Annotated in this window: 17 protein-coding genes; 6 read left to right on the forward strand and 11 right to left on the reverse strand. The window is 69.1% G+C overall.

All coding sequences use genetic code 11. The features are described 5' to 3' along the window. The first annotated feature begins 136 nt into the window (after window positions 1-136). Entirely contained in the window at window positions 137-1444 is a 1308-nt protein-coding gene (locus D7X74_RS04600) for a TIGR02270 family protein (protein WP_120531686.1), read from the forward strand. 509 nt (window positions 1445-1953) lie between these two features. Here the strand turns inward: D7X74_RS04600 and D7X74_RS04610 are convergent. Then, window positions 1954-2979: a methyltransferase gene (locus D7X74_RS04610; RefSeq protein WP_120531688.1), complete on the reverse strand. Its 1026-nt coding sequence runs from the start codon at window positions 2977-2979 to the stop codon at window positions 1954-1956. Window positions 2980-3131: 152 nt separating this feature from the next. On the opposite strand from D7X74_RS04610, the gene D7X74_RS04615 reads away from it, so the two are divergent. After that, a complete protein-coding gene (locus D7X74_RS04615; RefSeq protein ID WP_120531689.1) occupies window positions 3132-3764 on the forward strand; it encodes a glutathione S-transferase N-terminal domain-containing protein in 633 nt (210 codons plus the stop codon). Between the two features lie 56 nt (window positions 3765-3820). Here the strand turns inward: D7X74_RS04615 and D7X74_RS04620 are convergent, their stop codons facing one another. The 6 genes from D7X74_RS04620 to D7X74_RS04645 all read right to left on the reverse strand — a co-directional run bounded on the left by D7X74_RS04620 (window position 3821) and on the right by D7X74_RS04645 (window position 11299). Further along, complete coding sequence (locus tag D7X74_RS04620; RefSeq protein WP_120531690.1) at window positions 3821-4936, reverse strand: spore photoproduct lyase family protein; 1116 nt, start codon at window positions 4934-4936, stop codon at window positions 3821-3823. 90 nt (window positions 4937-5026) lie between these two features. Continuing rightward, window positions 5027-6769 carry a glycoside hydrolase family 88 protein gene (locus D7X74_RS04625; RefSeq protein WP_233601969.1) on the reverse strand — a complete coding sequence of 581 codons (1743 nt, stop codon included), beginning with the start codon at window positions 6767-6769 and terminating at the stop codon, window positions 5027-5029. Between the two features lie 139 nt (window positions 6770-6908). Beyond that, entirely contained in the window at window positions 6909-8030 is a 1122-nt protein-coding gene (locus D7X74_RS04630; RefSeq protein ID WP_120531692.1) for an aldo/keto reductase, read from the reverse strand. Between the two features lie 80 nt (window positions 8031-8110). Then, entirely contained in the window at window positions 8111-8689 is a 579-nt protein-coding gene (locus D7X74_RS04635; protein ID WP_120531693.1) for a TetR/AcrR family transcriptional regulator, read from the reverse strand. A gap of 51 nt (window positions 8690-8740) precedes the next feature. Beyond that, window positions 8741-10534, reverse strand: a complete 1794-nt coding sequence (locus D7X74_RS04640; RefSeq protein WP_120531694.1) for an amidase — start codon at window positions 10532-10534, stop codon at window positions 8741-8743. 45 nt (window positions 10535-10579) lie between these two features. Next, complete coding sequence (locus D7X74_RS04645; RefSeq protein WP_120531695.1) at window positions 10580-11299, reverse strand: sterol desaturase family protein; 720 nt, start codon at window positions 11297-11299, stop codon at window positions 10580-10582. A gap of 129 nt (window positions 11300-11428) precedes the next feature. Between D7X74_RS04645 and D7X74_RS04650 the strand changes: the two genes are divergently transcribed. Beyond that, window positions 11429-12280: a hypothetical protein gene (locus D7X74_RS04650; protein ID WP_120531696.1), complete on the forward strand. Its 852-nt coding sequence runs from the start codon at window positions 11429-11431 to the stop codon at window positions 12278-12280. 12 nt (window positions 12281-12292) lie between these two features. Here the strand turns inward: D7X74_RS04650 and D7X74_RS04655 are convergent, their stop codons facing one another. The 4 genes from D7X74_RS04655 to D7X74_RS04670 all read right to left on the reverse strand — a co-directional run bounded on the left by D7X74_RS04655 (window position 12293) and on the right by D7X74_RS04670 (window position 15117). Further along, window positions 12293-12772, reverse strand: coding sequence for a DUF4126 family protein (locus D7X74_RS04655; protein WP_120583526.1), 480 nt, complete (start codon window positions 12770-12772; stop codon window positions 12293-12295). 110 nt (window positions 12773-12882) lie between these two features. Beyond that, window positions 12883-13713, reverse strand: a complete 831-nt coding sequence (locus tag D7X74_RS04660; protein ID WP_120531698.1) for a hypothetical protein — start codon at window positions 13711-13713, stop codon at window positions 12883-12885. A gap of 68 nt (window positions 13714-13781) precedes the next feature. Next, on the reverse strand, window positions 13782-14222 hold the full coding sequence (locus tag D7X74_RS04665; protein WP_120531699.1) for a group II truncated hemoglobin: 441 nt from the start codon (window positions 14220-14222) through the stop codon (window positions 13782-13784). A 10-nt stretch (window positions 14223-14232) separates the two neighbouring features. Beyond that, on the reverse strand, window positions 14233-15117 hold the full coding sequence (locus D7X74_RS04670; RefSeq protein WP_120531700.1) for a 5'-3' exonuclease H3TH domain-containing protein: 885 nt from the start codon (window positions 15115-15117) through the stop codon (window positions 14233-14235). A gap of 257 nt (window positions 15118-15374) precedes the next feature. Between D7X74_RS04670 and D7X74_RS04675 the strand changes: the two genes are divergently transcribed. From D7X74_RS04675 to D7X74_RS04685, 3 genes are all read left to right on the forward strand, one after another. Beyond that, on the forward strand, window positions 15375-15740 hold the full coding sequence (locus D7X74_RS04675; protein ID WP_120531701.1) for a DUF4398 domain-containing protein: 366 nt from the start codon (window positions 15375-15377) through the stop codon (window positions 15738-15740). Between the two features lie 33 nt (window positions 15741-15773). After that, entirely contained in the window at window positions 15774-17018 is a 1245-nt protein-coding gene (locus D7X74_RS04680; protein ID WP_120531702.1) for an OmpA family protein, read from the forward strand. Window positions 17019-17149: 131 nt separating this feature from the next. Continuing rightward, complete coding sequence (locus D7X74_RS04685) at window positions 17150-17746, forward strand: GNAT family N-acetyltransferase (RefSeq protein WP_120531703.1); 597 nt, start codon at window positions 17150-17152, stop codon at window positions 17744-17746. Window positions 17747-17837: the final 91 nt, after the last annotated feature.

The raw sequence follows: 17837 nt of genomic DNA on the forward strand, positions 1-17837 counted from the left end.
ATTTCGACGTCACGTTATGCCCGCACTCCAGGTGAAGTACAGCAGGCTTCCCAACGCCTTGAACATTCAAGCGTGACGATGACGTCCCGGACGTCCGGGTAGAGCTACTCCTTCAGGTTGGATTACGCTTCGGCGCATGCGGGACGTGCTGATGGACGTGCTCGAGGAGCATCTGGGCGAGGCCTCTTTTCTTTGGAACCAGAGGGAGCGCGGCCTTGTCGCATCCAACCTCACGCTGGTGGACGTAGCCGAGATCGAGGCGCGACTGCTGGCCCATGTGGACGGGCTCATCGTCGCTGGAGTTCCTGCGGTCGAGAAGCTGCTCATTCCAGCCTTGGAGGAGATGGAGGCCGAACAGGTCGCTGCCGCGGCCTATACCCTCCTCAATGTCCAGGAGCCCTCGGGAACAGACCTCGTGCGTACAGCCCTTGAAGCGACAAGCTCCGAGGTTCTCCCCGCCTTGTACAGAGCACTCGAGCTGAGGGGCTCCGAGGCGCTGCCCTCCTGGCTTCCCACGCTGCTGAAGCAGGAAGACCCCACGCGGCTCGCCCTGTCATTGGAATTGCACGCCACCCATGGCGTCGATCCGGGCCCGACCCTTCCCGAACTCCTGCGGCACAAGGAGCCCAGGGTCGCCGCGGCTGCGCTCCGAGTCGCAGCACGCATTCACCACCCGCTGGACCGACACCTGTTCCAATCCTATCTGAACTCGACCGAACCCAAGCTCCGGGACGCCGCCATCGAGGCAGGGCTGCTCGGCGGACATCGCTCCGCGTGGGCAGCCTGCCAGTCAGCGGTCGAAAGCAGGGCGCCCGACCTGAGGTTCCCGGCACTGCTGTTGGCCCTGGGAGGCGAGGCAAGGGATGAGGAACAGCTGAGGCAGCTCCTTCATGAGCCGCGCCACCGTCCGGATACCTTGTGGGCGCTAGGCTTCAGCGGCCGGCGGTCCGCCGCCGAGGCGTGCCTTGAATGGATGGAGGACCCGACCGTGTCTCACCTTGCGCTCGAGGCCTTCTGCGCCATCACGGGCCTTCCTCTGGAAGAGCGCTTCGTTGTTCAGCCCTCGGAGGAGGACTCCCTGCCTCCACTGGAAGAGGACGACCTCACGGCCGACCTCACGCACAAACCGGAGGATGACCTGCCCCGACCGGCAACAACAGCGGTTCTCGCGTGGTGGAAGGATGAACAGCCGCGATTCGAAATGGAGCGGCGATACCTGTACGGAAAGCCTTTCGGCCTGGAATCACTGTACGAGTCCCTGCTGACGGCGCCGATGCGTCGGCGCCATGTGCCAGCGCTGGACCTGGCGCTGCGCAGCCGAGGGGAACTGACCGTACCGACGCGAGCATTGACATCCCATCAGCGGCAAGCCCTGGAGAAACTCCGTACAGCCTCTCCATCTCTCTTCAGGACTCCCTTTACGTCAGGGCTCCGTAAGTCGTGAGAGTATAGGAAGGAGGTGGGGGCTGTGCGCCAAGCCGCCAGGGGCTCTGCGGGTCGCGGAAGTAGACCTGGACATGGGTTTCGACGCTGAAGCTCCACCGCCGCGCCATTTCCATGCCGCAGTCCCAGGTGAGAGTGCGACGCAGGGCTGTGGGGGCGTCTGCACCTGTCGAGAGAGGTCCGAGGTGACGCTCTCAGCGTCCTTGCCACCGACCTTCACCAGCATCGTGAAGCGTGAGTGGCGCGCGACGAGTTCGTCGATGAATCCGTGCGCCAACTCGGCTTCGCCCTCAAGGAAGCGCCTGAAGGTCCCACGCAAGAACCTCCAGACCGCCTGGACATCCAGACCCGGGGCAATCTGGCGGCCGAGTATTACAAGGTGGTGACCGAGCCGCCCCGCGCGAGCTCGATCCCGCGAACCTGGCCTCGCGCGCCACGGTGGCCGCGATGAAGGCCTTCCTCGGGATGTGATGCTTGAGGAGTGCTTCCCTTCCGTGCGGGTTCAACCGCTCAGGCCCTCACCGCCTCGATGATGCTGACCCCGCTCCGGGTGGGGATGATGCGCTCCACCTTCCAGGAGGTCGCGGCGAGCAACGCGCGGAACTCTTCCGTGGTGCGCTCGCGCCCGTCGGCGACCACCAACATGTTGAGGTCGATGAGGTGGGTCGGGTCTGGATTCCGGTCGTCCGGAATCACGAACTCCACCACGAAGAGCCTGGCCCCGGAGGGGGCGGCCGCGTGGAGCCGGCGCAGGAGGGTGAGCGAGGCATCATCCTCCCAGTCATGGAGGATGTGTTTGAGCAGGTAGGCTTCGGCGGAGGGCATGCCGGGCTCGAAGAAGCTCCCGGCCACCACGTCCACCCGGCTGGCGAGGCCTCGGGATTCCAGCACCGTCTTCGCGCCTTCAGCGACCTGGGGCAGGTCGAAGAGGATGCCCCGGCAGGAGGGATGGGCGCGCAGCACCTGCGCGAGCAGATCGCCGTGGCTTCCTCCAATGTCCGCCACGCGGGCGAAAGGGGCGAAGTCGAGGTGGTGCGTCACCTCGCTGGCCACCAGACCGGACATGTTGCCCATGGCCTGGGCGAAGTGCTCTGCCTCCTCGGGATGCCGGGCGAAGTGTCCCCAGATGTCGGAGCCGAGGGCGGCTTGCACCGGGGACCTTCCGGTGCGAATCGCTTCGGGAAGCAGCCCCCAGGGCAACCAGTGCGACGGGGCGCTCTGGGTGATAGCCATCTCCCTCAGCGAACCGGGGACGTTCGAGCGCAGTCCTTCGCCCATTGGTGTCAGGGCGAAGGTCCGCTCGGAGACGGCCTCGAGGATGCCGGCGGAGATGCCTCCCCGCATCAGCCGGAACAAGGCGCCCGGGTGGACGTCGAGCTCGGCCGCCAGCGAATCACTCTCACGGGCGCCTGTCGCGAGCAGGTCCGCGATGCCCAGACGGGCCACGGTGCCAATGACCTGGGTGCGCCAGTAGGCAGTGATTGCCGCATGGAGTTGCTGTGTGGGAGATGGCTGCTCGTCCGGGATGAGATTCATGGCAGGAGTCTAATCCCATTCAAGGCGGGCTTTGTCAGGGGTCATGGCCCCATGCGCCAGCCCTGGCCCCGTGTCCTCGCGGTAGAGGAACGAGCCCCCGTGTCCTCCCGTGGTGCGGTAGCCTGCCACGGGATTCCGCTCGGAGGGCCCCCATGTCCACGCTCGACAAGCCCGTCATCATCGGCCGTTCAAGCTCGCATTTCACGCGCATCGCCCGGCTCTTCGCGGCGGAGCTGCACGTCGACCATTCCTTCCAGGCGGTGCGAGACCTCCTGTCCAAGGACCCGGCGGACTATGGCGGCAACCCCGCGCTCCGGATTCCCGTCCTGAAGACCTCCCGAGGCGTCTGGTTCGGCGCGCTCAATGCCTCCCGTGAGCTATGGCGGCAGTCGAATCCCAGGCCCCGAGTGGTGTGGCCGGAGGCTCTGGACGTGCCCCTGCTGGCGAACATGCAGGAGCTCACCCTGCAAGCCATGGCGACGGAGGTGACGCTGGTCATGGAGAAGATGGCCGGCGCCGGTGAGGGCACGACCCATGCGCTCAAGCTGCGCGAGTCCCTGCTCAACATGATGGCGTGGCTGGAGCAGAACGCGAGCGCGGCGCTCGCCACCCTCCCGCCTGAGCGGGACCTGAGCTACCTGGAGGTCACGCTCTTCTGCCTCGTGACCCATCTGGAGTTCCGGGACGTCTTGCCCACGGCCCCCTATCCAACACTGATCCGCTTCTGTCAGCAGTTCGCGAAGCGGCCTTCCGCCAGCAGCACCGACTTCCGCTTCGACACCTGAGCGTCAAGGCATCGACTCTCGCGCCCCGTACAACCACAGGACCGACCCCGGGTGGTCTAGAAGGCGTACCGCACGCGGCAGTACGTCAGGTGCCGGGCGAGCAGTTCCTGGAACTCCGCCACGTGGCGTCCCTTGAAGCCGGTGCGGTAGCGCACGTTGACGCCGCCGCCCTGGGACACCTTGGTCTCCTGGATGTCAGGCGTCCACAGCACGGCCTCCGCCTTCGGGTGCCAGCGCAGGTTCACCTCGTGCAGGCCGGTGTTGTGCGTGAGGAAGATGATTTCACACGCGAGCTGCGCCTTCGCCGCCTTCCCGATGCCAGCATCCACCTGCTGGAACAGCTCCGCGTAGGCGTCCTGCCAGCCCTCCTGGAGGACCACGGGTGAGAAGTTGAGGTGCACCTCGTAGCCAGCGGCCACGAAGTCGTCGATGGCGGCGATGCGCTCCGCGATGGGGCTGGTGCGTACATCCAGCAGCTTCGCCTGCGCATGGGGCATCAGACTGAAGCGCACGCGCGTCCTGCCCTTGGGCGCGTAGGTGAGCAGCTCGCGGTTGACCCACTTGGTGGCGAAGCTGCCCTTGGCGTTGGGCAGCGTGGTGAACAGCCGCACCAGTTCCTTCACGTTGTCACTGATGGCGGCGTCCACGGAGCAGTCGCTGTTGCAGCCAATGTCGTAGACCCAATCATGCGGATCCACGGTATTGGCCACCAGCTTGGGCCCCCGCTTGTGCGCGTGCCGGCGGATGGCCGCCGCGATGCCGTCGATGTTCACGAACACCGTGACGGGATTCGCATAGCCCTTGTTGCGGGGGACGTAGCAGTACGCGCACGCCATCACGCACCCGTTCGCGGTCGAGGGCGCGATGAAGTCCGAGCTCCGGTCGTTGGCGATGAAGGACAGCGTCTTCTTCACGCCCAGCACCAGCGTGCTGCCCTTGATGCGGTTCCACGCTTCCACGTTGCCGGCGTTGCCGAACAGACCGGGGATGTTCTGGTGGGAGGCCACCTCCACCCGCTCCGCGTCCGGGAAGCGCGCCAGGATCTCCCGCCCGCGCGCGTGCTCCTCCACCGCCGGCTCCAGGTAGATGCGCGACACCTTGAGCAGCCGGTCCAGCGGCCCAGGGCCCGGGGGACGTGCAGGAGGCTCCGGTGGGAAGAGGTCCAGGTTCATCGCCCGGGCGATGTAATCGCCCCCGGGCCCGGATGCACCCCTGGCGGCCTGCTCCGCGTGCTGAGCAGGCCGCCAGGCGACGAAATCACGTCAGCGTTCGGACGCACCGGGCCTGGCCGAGGCCGGCTCGGGGGCGTCCAGTTGCCGCGACAGGGCTTCGGGCAGCGGGGCCCGTGGCGCGAGCGCCACGTTGCTCGCCTGACCGGGCGCGTAGACGCGGTGGTTGTTCACGCGGAAGTCGCTGTCCACCACGGTGGAGATGACCGCCGCGCGGCCCAGGTCGTTGATGGCCGGCCCATCCGAGCGGAAGGCGACGCGGTCCACGAGCAATATCTCCGCCGCTCCAGGCGGCGTCACCCAGACGGTGTAGCGCCGCGCGGTCAGGTCCACGTTCATGCGGAAGTGGTACGTCTGACCGCTCACGTACGGCACCCGGCGGATCCACGAGTAGCCCGCCCCGTTGCGCACCTGGAAGATGCCGTCCTCGCTCATGCGCACCGCCATGTTCAGCCGGTTGAAGGCTGTCACCTCCGTGGAGCTGTCCGTCCAGCCCACGACGCCGCCGTTGAGGTTGGACGCCAGGGGTGTGAGGTCGAACTCCACGTTGCGGATGCCCGTGTTGGTGGTGCCCAGCAGGTGCTGGCTGCGCGCGAAGGACAGCTTCGAGTACCAGGGGTAGTCCGGGCGCGGGTTGAAGCGCAGCAGGGCCTCCAGGAAGTAGTAGTCGCCGTAGATGAGGCTGACGTTGATCTCCTGGTTCGCGGGCAGGTTGCCCACCCCGTGCAAGAGCAGGCCGGGGCTGTTGGTGCCCTGCGCGAGGTACGCGGGCGACGCCAGCGAGTCGAGCATCGCCAGCGCGGCGGTGCGGTAGGTCGTGCGCCGGGCGGCATCCGTCTCCAGGCCGCTCAGCTCCAGCAGGGCCGAGGCGACGACGGCCGCGGCGGAGGAGTCCTTGTACTGGCTGGGCGCGTTGAAGTCCCAGTTGGGCACGCGGTCCGCCGGCAGGTTCGCCAGGTAGTAGTCCGTCACCCGGCGCGCCGCCGTGAGGAAGCGCGCGTCCTGCGTGTAGCGGTACACCATGGTGTAGCCGTAGATGAGCCACGCCTGCCCGCGCGCCCAGGTGGAGGTGCTGGAGTAGCCCTGGAAGGTGCCACGCGAACGGATGGTGCCGTTGGTGGCGTAGTCCACGTAGTGGTACGAACTGCCGTTCGGGCGCACCGCGTCCGCGAGCGTCTTGAGCGCGTGGTTCACGGCCATGGTGCGCCACACGGCCGGGCCGCCGTTCTGCGCGCCCCAGAGCAGCAGCTCGATGTCCATCATCGTGTCGGTGACGAGCGGGACCTGCCAGGCCGAGTTCCAATCACAACAGTCGATGATGCCAATGGTGCTGTTGTAGCGCGTGGCCAGCGACCCGGCGGAGGTGAGCAGCACGTCGCGGTAGTACGTGTTCCCGGTGAGCCGCCAGGCATTGCCGTAGCTCAGGTACATCTTGAAGCCCAGGTCGTGGGTCTCCGTGTTCGTCTTCTGGACCTCCAGGGGCCGCGTCCACATGTCCGCGCGGTCCCTCCAGTAGGGTTCGCCCCCGACCTGGTACATGAACCACATGCTCCCGGGGAAGAAGCCCTGGGTCCAGGCGATGCGGTCCGTGTTGGCCACCGTCGTCCACGTCCCGTTGGACAGCGAGGACTTGGGGGAGCGGTTCACGCTCGGCATCTCCGCCGTGGTGTCGCCCAACTGCGCGCGGGCGAAGGTCAACACCCGCACCTCATCCGCGTCACTGAAGGCATTCGCGACGGGCGCCACCAGCAGCGCCAGCATCCACCACAACTTCACCCCAGGCCGTGTCAAAGACATACCACCCCCCCCAGCAATGACTGGCGCGGAAGGTGGCGGTGCGCGGCTCCGGAGCACAGGGGCCCCGGAGACGCGGGCTGGCAGTCCCCCCCGCCCTGCCGGAGGGGATGGACGTGTCCTATCCGACCGTGGCGGGTGGGCCCGCGAAGACCGGGGACGTGTAGCCCGCGGGCTTGTCCCCCACCGCGGCCCGGCCTTGCAGGTCGAACTGGTGGGGGATGGCGAACATGGAGTGGGGGAACGGGACGGACGCCGGCGTGCTGACCGCATCCAGTTGCCGCCGCAGTTCGGGAGGCAGGGTGAAGTCGAGCGCGGCGAGGTTGCCGTCGAGCTGCTTCACGGAGCTGGCGCCAATGATGACCGAGCCCACCGCGGGTTGCGTCGCGACCCAGTTGAGCGCCACCTGGGACATCTCCCGGCCCAGCTCCTTCGCCACCTTCTCCAGCGTGGCGACCACGGCCCAGTTGCGGTCGGTGAACAGGCCCATCTTGTCTCCCCCCACCGCCGACGTGAGCCGGCCTTCGCCCTGGAGGCGGCCTTCGCTGGGCTTGTACTTGCCGGACAGCAGGCCCATGCCCAGGGGACTCCAGGCGGTGATGCCCATGCCCAGCGTCTGCGCCAGCGGCGTGAACTCCGGCTCCAGGGTCCGCTCGATCAGCGAGTACTGGAGCTGCAGGTTGATGAGCGGCGTCAGCGCATGGGCCTCCGCCCAGGTCTGCGCGCGCGCCGCGTACCAGGCCGGCACGTCGGACAGGCCCGCGTAGCGGATCTTCCCGGCCCGCACGAGGTCGTCGAACGTGCGGACGACTTCCTCGGCCGGGGTGATGCGGTCCCAGGTGTGCAGCAGGTACAGGTCGATGTAGTCGGTGCGCAGCCGGCGCAGCGACGCGTCCACCGCCCGCACCATGTTCTTGCGGCCGTTGCCCCCGGCGTTGGGGTCCCCCGGGGTGGTGCTGTTGTAGCTGTACTTGCTCGTCAGCACGATGCGGTCCCGCCCGCCCCGCTCCGCGATGAACTTCCCGAGCAGCGTCTCCGCGGTGCCGTAGGTGTAGAGGTCGGCGGTGTCGATGAAGTTACCGCCCGCGTCCAGGTAACGGTCGAAGAGCGCCCGGGAGACTTCATCCGTCGAACCCCAGACGCCGCCGTAGGGCCCGTCCTTTCCAAACGTCATCGTGCCCAGCGAGAGGGGGCTGACCCGCAGTCCCGAACGGCCCAACAGATAGTAGCGATCCATCGACATGATGTGGACTCCCTTTGCGGCTATTTTTGACTGAACAATCCAAATTCAGGCATGCGAAGACGAAAGCAGGCGGCAGAGGGTCACCGGGCCTTGAGGCCCGCGATGGCGAACTCCACGATGTCGCGGAGGGCTTCCGGAGGGAGCCCCGCCTTGGCGCTCACGCGCAGGCCCGCGATGGTGGCGAGCAGGAAGTTCGCGGTGACGCGCGCGTCCAGCCGGGGGTTGAGCTCCCCCTTCTGCTGGGCCTCGCGCACGGCGCGCGTCATCACCTCTGGACCGACGTTGGCCTTGAGCATCGCGGCGACCTCCGGATCCGCGTGCGCCAGCTCCGTGGTGGCATTCACCGACAAGCAGCCCCGAGCGCGCTCCTTCGGGCTGCCATTGGGGATGGTGAGGAGGAACTCCCGGATGGAGGCCAGGGGCGACGGTTTGGAGTGCAGGCACTCCATCAGGTTGGCGCCGTACTCCGCCTGGTAGAGGCGCACGGCCTCCAGGTAGAGGCCGTGCTTGTCCCCGAAGGTGTCGTACATGCTCTGGCGCCCGATGCCCATGGCGCGCAGCAGGTCCTCCGTGGAGGTGGCCTCGTAGCCCTGCTCCCAGAACACCACCATGGCCCGCCGCACGGCCTCATCCCGGTCGAATTCCTTGGTCCGTGCCATGGCAGAGACTTAAGAATTCTGGACCGACCTGTCAAATTAATCGGGCAAGGGCTAGAAGCCGGACGGGCGCTCCTTCGCGACGCCGGCCGCGCGCTCCAGGGCGATGCCCACGCGGCCCAGGGTGCCTTCGTCGAAGAGCTGGCCAATGAGGGTCACGCCGTGGGGGACGCGGCGCGGGGTGGCGAAGGTGGGCACGGGGCGCTTGGGGTCCGGGGCCCAGTCGCTGCGGGCCTTGGATACCTCCACGAAGCCGGTGCGCAGTGTGAGGGACGGGTGGCCCGTGTGGTTGGAGATGGTGAGGGCTTCGTCGCGCAGCGAGGGCACGAGCAGCACGTCCACCTGGGACATGACGCGGGCCATCTCCTGGGCCACCTTGCGGCGCAGCCGGTCCGCCTGGACAAAGTCCACCGCGGACAGGAAGCGCGACTGGCGGAAGAGGTTGGGCCACGCGTCGGGCACCTGCATCTTCAGCGCGTCCACACCGTGGCTGAGCGTGAGTTCTTCAAAGGCTGCGGCGGCCTCCGCGAAGAGGATGACGTTGAGGGCGGAGTACGGCCAGTCGGGGAAGCCCACCTCCACCGGGGTCATCCCCAATCGCTTGAGCGTCTCCAGCGCCGCGCGGTCCACGTCGGTGGCGGGGTTCTCCTTCATCCATGCAGGCACGTAGCCCACGCGCAGGCCCTTCACGCCCGCGTTCGCGTCGAAGTCGAGCTTCGCGGGCACGCTTGCCACGTCGCCCGCGTCCGGGCCGTCGAGCGCGGCGAGCACCAGCAGCGAGTCCTCCACCCCGCGCGTCATGGGCCCCAGCTTGTCCAGCGACCAGCACAGCGTCATCGCGCCGGTGCGCGGCACGCGGCCGAAGGTGGGCCGCAGGCCCGTGATGCCACAGCGCATGGAGGGCGACACGATGCTGCCGCCCGTCTCACTGCCCAGTGAGAAACCCACGAGCCCCGCCGCCGTCGCCGCGCCCGGCCCCGCGCTGCTGCCCGAGGAGCCCTCCTCCGGCAGCCACGGGTTCTTCGTCTCGCCGCCGAACCAGATGTCATTGAGCGCCAGCGCGCCCAGGCTGAGCTTCGCCACCAGCACGGCGCCCGCCTTGTGCAGCCGGGCCACCGCTGTGGCATCCGTGGTGGGGACGCGGTCGCGGAAGGGCTCGGCCCCGTAGGTGGTGCGGATGCCCGCGGTGTCCACCAGGTCCTTGGCCCCCCAGGGGATGCCGTGCAGCGGGCCCTTGTACCTCCCCGCCGCGATGTCCTTGTCCGCCTGACGGGCCTGGGCGAGCGCCAGCTCCGGCGTCAGGGTGATGACGCACTGGAGCTTGGGGTCGAAGCGCTTCAGGCGCTCCAGGTAGAGCTGGGTGAGGCGCTCGGACGTGATGGCGCGCGACTCCACCCAGCGGGACAACTGCGTGAGCGGCGCGAAGGCGATGTCCTCGTCCTTCGTGGGCAGGGGCATCTTCGCGTCGCGGCTCCGGACGAAGCGGGCCTTGGCGGGGCGCGTCTCCTTTTGTCCCGGCAGCGTGGGGTTCCACTGCGAGGCGGGCGCCAGCGTGGGCTCCAGCGCGAGCTTGCGCGGGCCGGTGCGGCGCTCGTGCAGCGGGGCCAGGGACACGCGCCAGTTGCCGGCGGCCTGGGTGCGCTCGGCGGGCGTGAGCTGCACCTGCATCAGCTTCTCCGCCTCCGCGAAGGTGGTGGGGCCGACCTCCGGCCCCACGGTGGGCCCCGAGCCGAAGGTGGGCGGGGCGCCCGCGGGCGCGGACGTGCCGGCGTCCGGGGCCGCGGAGACGGTGGTGCTCGCGAGTCCAATCACGGTGTGGGTCAGGAACTGCCGACGCGAGCTGGCCATGGCGCAACCTCACGAATGAAGCGGGGGGCGCCAGTGTGCCACCGCTCAGGAACGGTGCACGTCCCGGAAGAGGAGCATGGCCCCCAGCCGCTGCTCGCGGGCGTCATCGAAGCCGCAGGTGGCGTCCCAGGTCGCGGGGTTCGAGTAGGTGCCGAACAGCATGTCCCACAGCGGCAGGTCGCCGTAGTTGTCGCGGTGCTTGCCGTGCTCGTGATGTATCCGGTGCATCTCCGGACGCTGGAAGAACCAGCCCACCCACCTCGGGGTGCGAATGTTGGTGTGATAGAAGTATTCGCCCAGCGCGCAGCAGGCCGTGTAGATGGCGCCCGCCGCCGGACTCAAACCCAGCACCGTGTAGACGAGCAGCCCGCTGATGATGCTGTTGGCCATCATCTCCAGCGGGTGCTTGTAGAAGCTGGTGATGACCTCCAGCCGCTGGGGGCTGTGATGGATTTGATGGAACAGCCGCCAGAGCACGTCCACCTCATGCCGGGCGCGATGCCACCAGTAGAAGATGAACGTGGCCACCAGGTACGCCAGCACCCCGCCCACCACCGGGCCCACATGCCGGGACAGGTGGAAGAGCGAGTAGGCGGAGAGCCATTTGTCCCAGGTGTACCCGGCGAGCACCACCACGCCCACCTGCGCCAGGTTGATGACCACCACGCGCAGGTGCCACCCGCGCACGCGCGGCAGCTTCCACCCGTGGAAGCGCTGTTCGACGAGGAAGCAGACGACGGCGATGGCCAGGAGCCAGGGCAGCATGGAAATCCTCCGGAATGGCGGGTTGAAGACTCATACGCGTGAGCCTTTCGTTCCTGGCCTTCGCGCGGACTGACACTGTCACCAGGGAGGATGGCGACGGCGGCGACAGGTGCTGGCATCCTTGGGCCCATGGCGCGGAACAGCACGCTGACGGCGCGGTTGGGCTACATCGACACGCAGGCGACCTTCGTGCAGGCGGCCCTGCTCGCGGCGCATGGGGCCGGAGCGCGGGCGGGCGGCTTCCGCGTGTCGGACGTGCGCTTCTTCTTCCTGCTGTTCACCAACTGGGTGGAGCACGACGTCACCCGGCCCTCGCAGGACATCGACCTCACGCAGGTGCGGCGGACGCTGGAGCGGCTGGTGCGCGGCGGCCATGCGGAAGCCAGCACGGGGGCGGCGGTGAAGGGACTGCCCCGGGGGCGCCGGTATGTGCTCACCGGAGAGGGATTGGGTTCGCTTTCGGAGGGACTGGCCGCGCGCGAACGGGCGCCGCTGGAGGAGGCGCTGTTCGTGGTCTGCTTCGCGGCGAGCTACCGCGACGCGGTGCTGTCGCGGGTGGAGGGGCGCGCGCGGGCTCCGTCTCCGGCGGTGCGGCGCCGGGTGGAGCGGGCGTTGGATCCGCTGCGGCTCTTGAGGGAGGCCCAACGCACCTCGGCCGCGGTGCTCGCGGACCTGGAGGAGCGGGTGGAAGCGGGGCTGCGTTACGAAGCCAAGGCCCGCGAGGCCCTGGCGCGCGCGGAACCGGAGGCCGACGTGGTGCGCGCCCTGGAGGCCGCGGGCTCCTACCAGTTGCACCGGGTGCGGCCGCTGGGCGAGGTGCTGCTCGCGCTGCCGGAGGACCTGCGCAAGTTCGAGCTGACCGAGGGCATGGGCCTGCGCTCGCGGCTGCTCTTCGCGCCCCTGGCGGAGCGGGCGCGGGCCGAGCACGCGGTGCTGGAGCGATTGGAGGCGCGGCTCACCGCCGGCAAGGCGCCGAGGTGAGCCGGGCAGGCGCTAACGAAGCTGGCCGGAGAGGCGCGAGCCCAGGGCCAGCGCGAGGCCGTCCTCGATGAGGCCCGCGAGCAGGTTGGGCACCTTCAGCTTGTCCGACGCGAGCGTGCGGAAGCCGTAGAAGAAGTAGCTGGAGGCGATGGCCGCCGCCGCGCCCACCAGGGCCAGTCCGACCTTGGCGCCCTTGCGCTCGCGCGACACCGCGGCGCCGGTGATGGCCCCGGCGAGGATGCGGCCAGCGATGACCTTGGGGCTGATGCGCGGCAGGGCGTTGGGCGACTTGTCCGCCACCATCTCACCAAACGCCATCAGGCCCAGCTTGCGGGCCGTCTTCGGAGACGTGAGGCCGGGCAGGGCCCGCTTCAGGACGCGGCTCGGCTTGTGCGACAGCGAGGCCGCGAGGAACGCGGGCGCGGTCAGGGTCCGCATGCCCGCCAACACACCAAAGCCCGCCGCCTTCCAGACATCATTGTTCGAGCGCATCTGTCCCAACCCCCGTCCGGACCCGTGGCCTTGAGCAGCGGGTCCCTGCTGGTGAAAAGAAGAGGGTGGGGGCGCCCCGTCCGTCTGGCCACCGAAGGGCAGGCGGGCACTCAGGCGGTCCGTCGGTCGATGGGCTTCGGCAGGTTGTGCGCCGCGAGCAGGGCTCCGACGGCGGAGGCGAAGGTGCCCAGGGGCTGGGCACCACGCAGGGGCAACAGGAAGCCCGCCGCCAGCCCCAGGAATCCCAGCACCACGAACCCGCGCCGGGCCAGGAGCCGCTCCCTGGCCGTGTCCGCGATGGCGACAGCGAAGAGATAGCCCAGGGCACTCGCGATGAACTGGATCCACGGCACCGCGGGCTTCACGACCCGCCAGAAGGGCCCCAGGCCGTCCTTCATCTGCTCCCAGAGGGTGGGGGGCGGCAGGGATGCCGGATCCATTCCCGCGAGGACGTCCGCGCTGAGCCCTTCGAAGTAGGGGCTGTCATGCGAGATGACGAAGAACATCGCCTGGGACAGGGCCGCCACCGCCAGCACGAAGAACAGCTTCCCGCTCGGGGCCGGGGGCACGATGAAGTCGTCGAACTGGCGCAGGGTCTCCAGCCGCTCCGGAGAGACCTCCAGCGGATGCGGATAGGACAGGGCCAGCAGCGCCCGGGTGGCGGCGATGCCAACGGGCACACCCTGTTCGTCCACCAGTCGGTTCACCCCGTCCTTCGCGAGGAGCACATGCAGGACGGGCGCGAGCTTCTCCGGGTCCTCCGTCCGACTCATCCGGTCGATGCACGCATTGAGGGCCCCGACCTGCCGGCTGCTCGACGCGCTGGTGGCATCCGCCAGGGCCTGCTCGAACAGGGGCACGAGCTCGTCGACGGACGGCGTGGACACGACCTCGACGTCGGAAGCGGCTTCAGGACGCGGGGGCCGCGGCTGCGTGCGCATGGCGGGATTCTACGCCACGGGCCGGGGAGCTCCAGCCGCCCGCCGGAGCCTCACCCTTCGCCAGAGCCTCACCCTTCGGTGTTGCGCAGGAAGTTCGCCGTGTGGGCGAAGCGGTCATCCAGGAAGCGGCGCAGGCCGCCCGTGACGCCCTGGCGGTCCATCGCCTTGTGCATGCAGCGCAGCCACGCATCCCGCATCGACAGGTCCACCGGCACATGGCCGTGGCGCATGCGCAACCGGGGATGGCCGTGCGTCGCGCTGTAGTGCTGCGGGCCGCCCAGCCAGCCCACCAGGAACATGCCGAAGCGCTCGCGCGTGCCCCGGTTCACCTTGCCCTCGGCATCCAGCTCGTGGACGTGCGCGAGCGCCGGCTCCTCCGCGTCCATCACGTCGTAGAAGGCCTCCGCCAGCGCGTGGACCGCCGCCTCGCCTCCCATCCGTGTGAAGGGCGTGTCCTCCAGCGTGGGGACCCAGTCATCCGAAGACGGCGGCTTCAATTCGATGCTCATGGCTTCCTCGTCAGACCGCCCAGCGCTTCGGTCGGCGCTGGAGTGTCTTCAATCCCAATCCTTCACAGAACGCCTTGAAGCGCGCTTCCGGAACGCCCTTCCACTCCAGGTCCGCCAGCGACTTCGTGCCCGGCAGCGGTGCGTCCTCCACCAGGGTGGCCAGCGTCCGGTACAGCCGCGCGTCCTCGCGGTGCGCCTTCAGCGTCGCCGCCAGCTTGTCCGCCCCCCGGGGCTTCGCGGTCCACTCCGCCGCGCTGTCCGGGATGGCCTCCAGGTGCCCGTAGGCCTGGAGCACCGTCGCCGCACCCTTCGCCCCGAAGCCCGGCAGCCCGGGGATGCCGTCCGCGTCGTCCCCCATCAGCGCCAGCAGGTCCGGGACGCTCTCCGGGGCCACGCCCAGCTTCGCCTTCACCGCTTCCGCGTCCATCACCTTCTGCTGCCGCCGGTCCACCTGCACCACGTGCTGGCCCCGCACGCACTGGCCCAGGTCCTTGTCCGGCGTGAGCAGCCGCACCTGCTCCACCTCGCCGGCCCAGCGCGCCGCCGCCGTGGCGAGCGCGTCGTCCGCCTCATGGTCCTTCATGGACCACACGCGCACGCCCAGCGCCTCCACCGCGTGCTCCACCAGGTCGAACTGCGCGCGCAATTCCGGCGGCACGCCCTCGTCCCCCTTGTAGCCAGCGAACAGCGCGTTGCGAAACGAGCGGATGGGGTTGTCGAAGGCCACCGCCACATGGGTCACGGCCTCGGATTCGTCGTGCAACAGCGCGAGCAGTGAATCCATCACCCCCGCCGTGGCCTTCACGTCACGCCCGTCCGGGGAGGTGGTGCCCGGCCGGGGCGAGTAGTGGGCCCGGTACAGCTCATACGTGCCGTCCACGAGGTGCAGGCGCATGTTCCCCCTCTAGCGTCCCTCCCGCCGCACGGCCAGCAACCCGTTCGGCCGGGTGGCCCGAAAGGGAGCCGCGGGGCTTCTCCTGCCTGTGCGCCTCGTTCCCTACACGACGCCTGTCAACCCCCTAGGCCAGCAAGCCTGTCGGGAATGGGGCGCCGATGCCGAGTGGACGGAGGGCACCCATTTTCTGACCGACTCCCCCTGGGCCGCCGGTGCGTCCCAGCACTCCCGCCACCCGGCTTGACTTGAGGTGACCCATGCGCCCGAAGCTGTTCGCTGCTGCCCTGCTTTGCTTCGCCACCGTTGGCTGTGCGGGCAAGCAGGTGATTACGACCGCCACCCATCAGCAACGCGTCCAGGCCGAAGCGGCCTTGCGCTCGGCTGAGAATTCGCAGGCCCCGAACATCCCGGAGGCCGCCCGACACCTGGAGTTCGCCCGGCAGCAGATCTCCGACGGTGAGCGGCTGGTCCAGGAAGGTGAGCAGGCGGCCGCGGAGCTGCGCTTCCGCCAGGCCGCGGCGGACGCGGACCTCGCGTCGGCCCTGGCCCGCGCGGTGCCCATGCAGAACGAGGCGCGGCGGACCTCCGAGCAGCTCGAGTCCCTGCGCAGTGGTCAGCCTTGAGTTCCATCCCCTTTTGCCTGTGAGGAGAGCGTCATGCAGCGTTGGAAATTTGGATGGTTGGCATTCGCTGGAGCCTCCGCGCTCGCGGTGGGGTGCGCCCACAGCTCGCCCCCCAGTGAGCTGACCGCGGCACGTTCCGCGTACCAAGAGGTGTCGCGCAGTGCCGAGGGCCGCGAGCGTCCCGCGGACGTGGCGGCGGCCCGCGCCGCATTGCAGGAGGCGGAGAACGAGTACGCGGAGAGCAGTGGCTCCGTGAAGACCCGGTCGCTGGCGTACGTGGCCCTGCGCAAGGCGGAGATCGCGGAGGCCCGGGGGCAGGCGGACCTGGCCGCGCAGCAGCGGGCCCAGGCGGAACAGGCCCTGCGTCAGCAGCAGGAGGCGCGCTCGCAGACGCTCACGAAGCAGCAGGAGGAGGAGCGCGCCCGGTACGAGCAGCAGCGCTTGCAATACGAGCAGCAGCGGCAGCAGTACGATGCCCAGCGCCAGCAGGAAGCCGACCGCCTGCGCACGGCGGAAGCGCAGACGCGTCAGCAGCAGGAGGCGGAAGCGCAGCGCATGGCGCAGCTCAACCAGGAGCTGCAGCAGCGCACGCAGGAGCTGGAGCGGGAGCGCCAGGCGCGGCTCCAGGCCGAGCAGCGCGCGTCCACGGCCCTGACGCAGTTGCAGGACAAGGACGTGAAGGTGCGGGAGGAGGCGCGCGGCACGGTGGTGACGTTGTCGGGCAGCGTGCTGTTCGCGACGAACGCGACGGACCTGCTGCCCGCGGCGCGGGACCGGCTGAGCGACGTGGCCACCGCGCTCAAGGAGTCGAAGAACCCGCTGCTCATCGAGGGCTACACGGACTCGCGCGGCACGGACACCTACAACGAACAACTGTCGGAGCGGCGCGCGGAGAGCGTGCGCGACTTCCTCATCAACCAGGGCGTGCCCTCGGACCGCATCAACATCCGGGGCATGGGTGAGAACCGGCCGGTGGCGAGCAACGCCACGGCGGAGGGCCGCGCCAACAACCGCCGCGTGGAGATCGTGGTGGAGCGCAACGTGGCGGGCGCGCAGCCTTCGCGCTCCGGCGGCGTCGGCGGCAGCGGCGCGCAGCCTCCGGGTGCGAGCGACAAGGAGAGCGGCCAGAACGCGCAGCCGCAGCCCGGCGGCAGCGGGACGGAGCCGAAGCCGCACGGCGCGGGCATCGACCACCAGAGTCCGGCCCCGGATCAGGGCACCGGCGGCAGCGGCGCGCAGGAACAGGCGCCCGAGCAGCCACAGGACCACGGGGAGTAACGCCGCTTCGCGGCCCCTGAACCGGAACCTCGGGTCCCCATCCCACGCGGGTGGGGACCTTCTTCTTTTCGTCCGCGCTTCGCACGCGCGCGACCCGAGGGAGCGCGTTACCCTTGAAGTCCGGCCCCGCCATGTCGACCGACAAGTCGCCCCTCCTGCTCACCACCGAGCGCCTGCACCTGATGCTGCTGCCTCCCGACGCGGCGGAGCGCGTGCTCACGTACCACCTGGCCAACAAGCAGCACCTGGGGCCGGTGTCACCGGACCGACCGGCGACCTTCTTCTCCACCGCCTACTGGCGCACGCGCCTGGCGCAGGACCGCGAGGACTTCCGCCACGACGTGTCCCTGCGCGTGTTCCTGCTGCCCCGGGGCCAGCCCATCTCGCTCGCCCCCGTGCTGGGCAGTGTCGCGCTCACGCACATCCGGCGGGGTCCCCTCCAGGCGGCGGACATCGGCTACGGGCTGGACCACCGTCACGAAGGCAAGGGCCTGATGACCGAGGCCCTGCAGGCCGTCTGTGACTACGCCTTCAGCGCCATGGGCCTGCACCGCGTCCAGGCCAGCCACCTGCCGGAGAACCTGCGCAGCGCCGCCGTGCTGCGCCGCCTGGGCTTCGTCGTGGAGGGCTACGCGCGCGACTTCCTGCTGCTCGACGGCAGGTGGCGCGACCACGTGCTCACCTCGCTCGTGGCCGCCCCCGAAACCGGTCTGCGCGGCGGTCCCTGAGCGCCCCACCCGCCAATGCGGTGCAGCGTGGTCGGCTCCTCTAATTCTGTCGATAATGGGCTGATTCTGGTAATTTTGCCGTGCCTTTTGC

The organism is Corallococcus sp. CA047B (genome assembly GCF_003612065.1).
GTDB classification, from domain to species: domain Bacteria; phylum Myxococcota; class Myxococcia; order Myxococcales; family Myxococcaceae; genus Corallococcus; species Corallococcus praedator.

What these genes read in the sequence shown, in the direction of transcription:
- D7X74_RS04665 (WP_120531699.1), bottom strand. Translation starts at nt 14,222, where the DNA reads ATGAGCATCGAATTGAAGCCGCCGTCTTCGGATGACTGGGTCCCCACG.
- D7X74_RS04600 (WP_120531686.1), top strand. Translation starts at nt 137, where the DNA reads ATGCGGGACGTGCTGATGGACGTGCTCGAGGAGCATCTGGGCGAGGCC.
- D7X74_RS04645 (WP_120531695.1), bottom strand. Translation starts at nt 11,299, where the DNA reads ATGCTGCCCTGGCTCCTGGCCATCGCCGTCGTCTGCTTCCTCGTCGAA.
- D7X74_RS04675 (WP_120531701.1), top strand. Translation starts at nt 15,375, where the DNA reads ATGCGCCCGAAGCTGTTCGCTGCTGCCCTGCTTTGCTTCGCCACCGTT.
- D7X74_RS04615 (WP_120531689.1), top strand. Translation starts at nt 3,132, where the DNA reads ATGTCCACGCTCGACAAGCCCGTCATCATCGGCCGTTCAAGCTCGCAT.
- D7X74_RS04620 (WP_120531690.1), bottom strand. Translation starts at nt 4,936, where the DNA reads ATGAACCTGGACCTCTTCCCACCGGAGCCTCCTGCACGTCCCCCGGGC.
- D7X74_RS04660 (WP_120531698.1), bottom strand. Translation starts at nt 13,713, where the DNA reads ATGCGCACGCAGCCGCGGCCCCCGCGTCCTGAAGCCGCTTCCGACGTC.
- D7X74_RS04640 (WP_120531694.1), bottom strand. Translation starts at nt 10,534, where the DNA reads ATGGCCAGCTCGCGTCGGCAGTTCCTGACCCACACCGTGATTGGACTC.
- D7X74_RS04635 (WP_120531693.1), bottom strand. Translation starts at nt 8,689, where the DNA reads ATGGCACGGACCAAGGAATTCGACCGGGATGAGGCCGTGCGGCGGGCC.
- D7X74_RS04610 (WP_120531688.1), bottom strand. Translation starts at nt 2,979, where the DNA reads ATGAATCTCATCCCGGACGAGCAGCCATCTCCCACACAGCAACTCCAT.
- D7X74_RS04655 (WP_120583526.1), bottom strand. Translation starts at nt 12,772, where the DNA reads ATGCGCTCGAACAATGATGTCTGGAAGGCGGCGGGCTTTGGTGTGTTG.
- D7X74_RS04670 (WP_120531700.1), bottom strand. Translation starts at nt 15,117, where the DNA reads ATGCGCCTGCACCTCGTGGACGGCACGTATGAGCTGTACCGGGCCCAC.
- D7X74_RS04680 (WP_120531702.1), top strand. Translation starts at nt 15,774, where the DNA reads ATGCAGCGTTGGAAATTTGGATGGTTGGCATTCGCTGGAGCCTCCGCG.
- D7X74_RS04685 (WP_120531703.1), top strand. Translation starts at nt 17,150, where the DNA reads ATGTCGACCGACAAGTCGCCCCTCCTGCTCACCACCGAGCGCCTGCAC.
- D7X74_RS04650 (WP_120531696.1), top strand. Translation starts at nt 11,429, where the DNA reads ATGGCGCGGAACAGCACGCTGACGGCGCGGTTGGGCTACATCGACACG.
- D7X74_RS04630 (WP_120531692.1), bottom strand. Translation starts at nt 8,030, where the DNA reads ATGTCGATGGATCGCTACTATCTGTTGGGCCGTTCGGGACTGCGGGTC.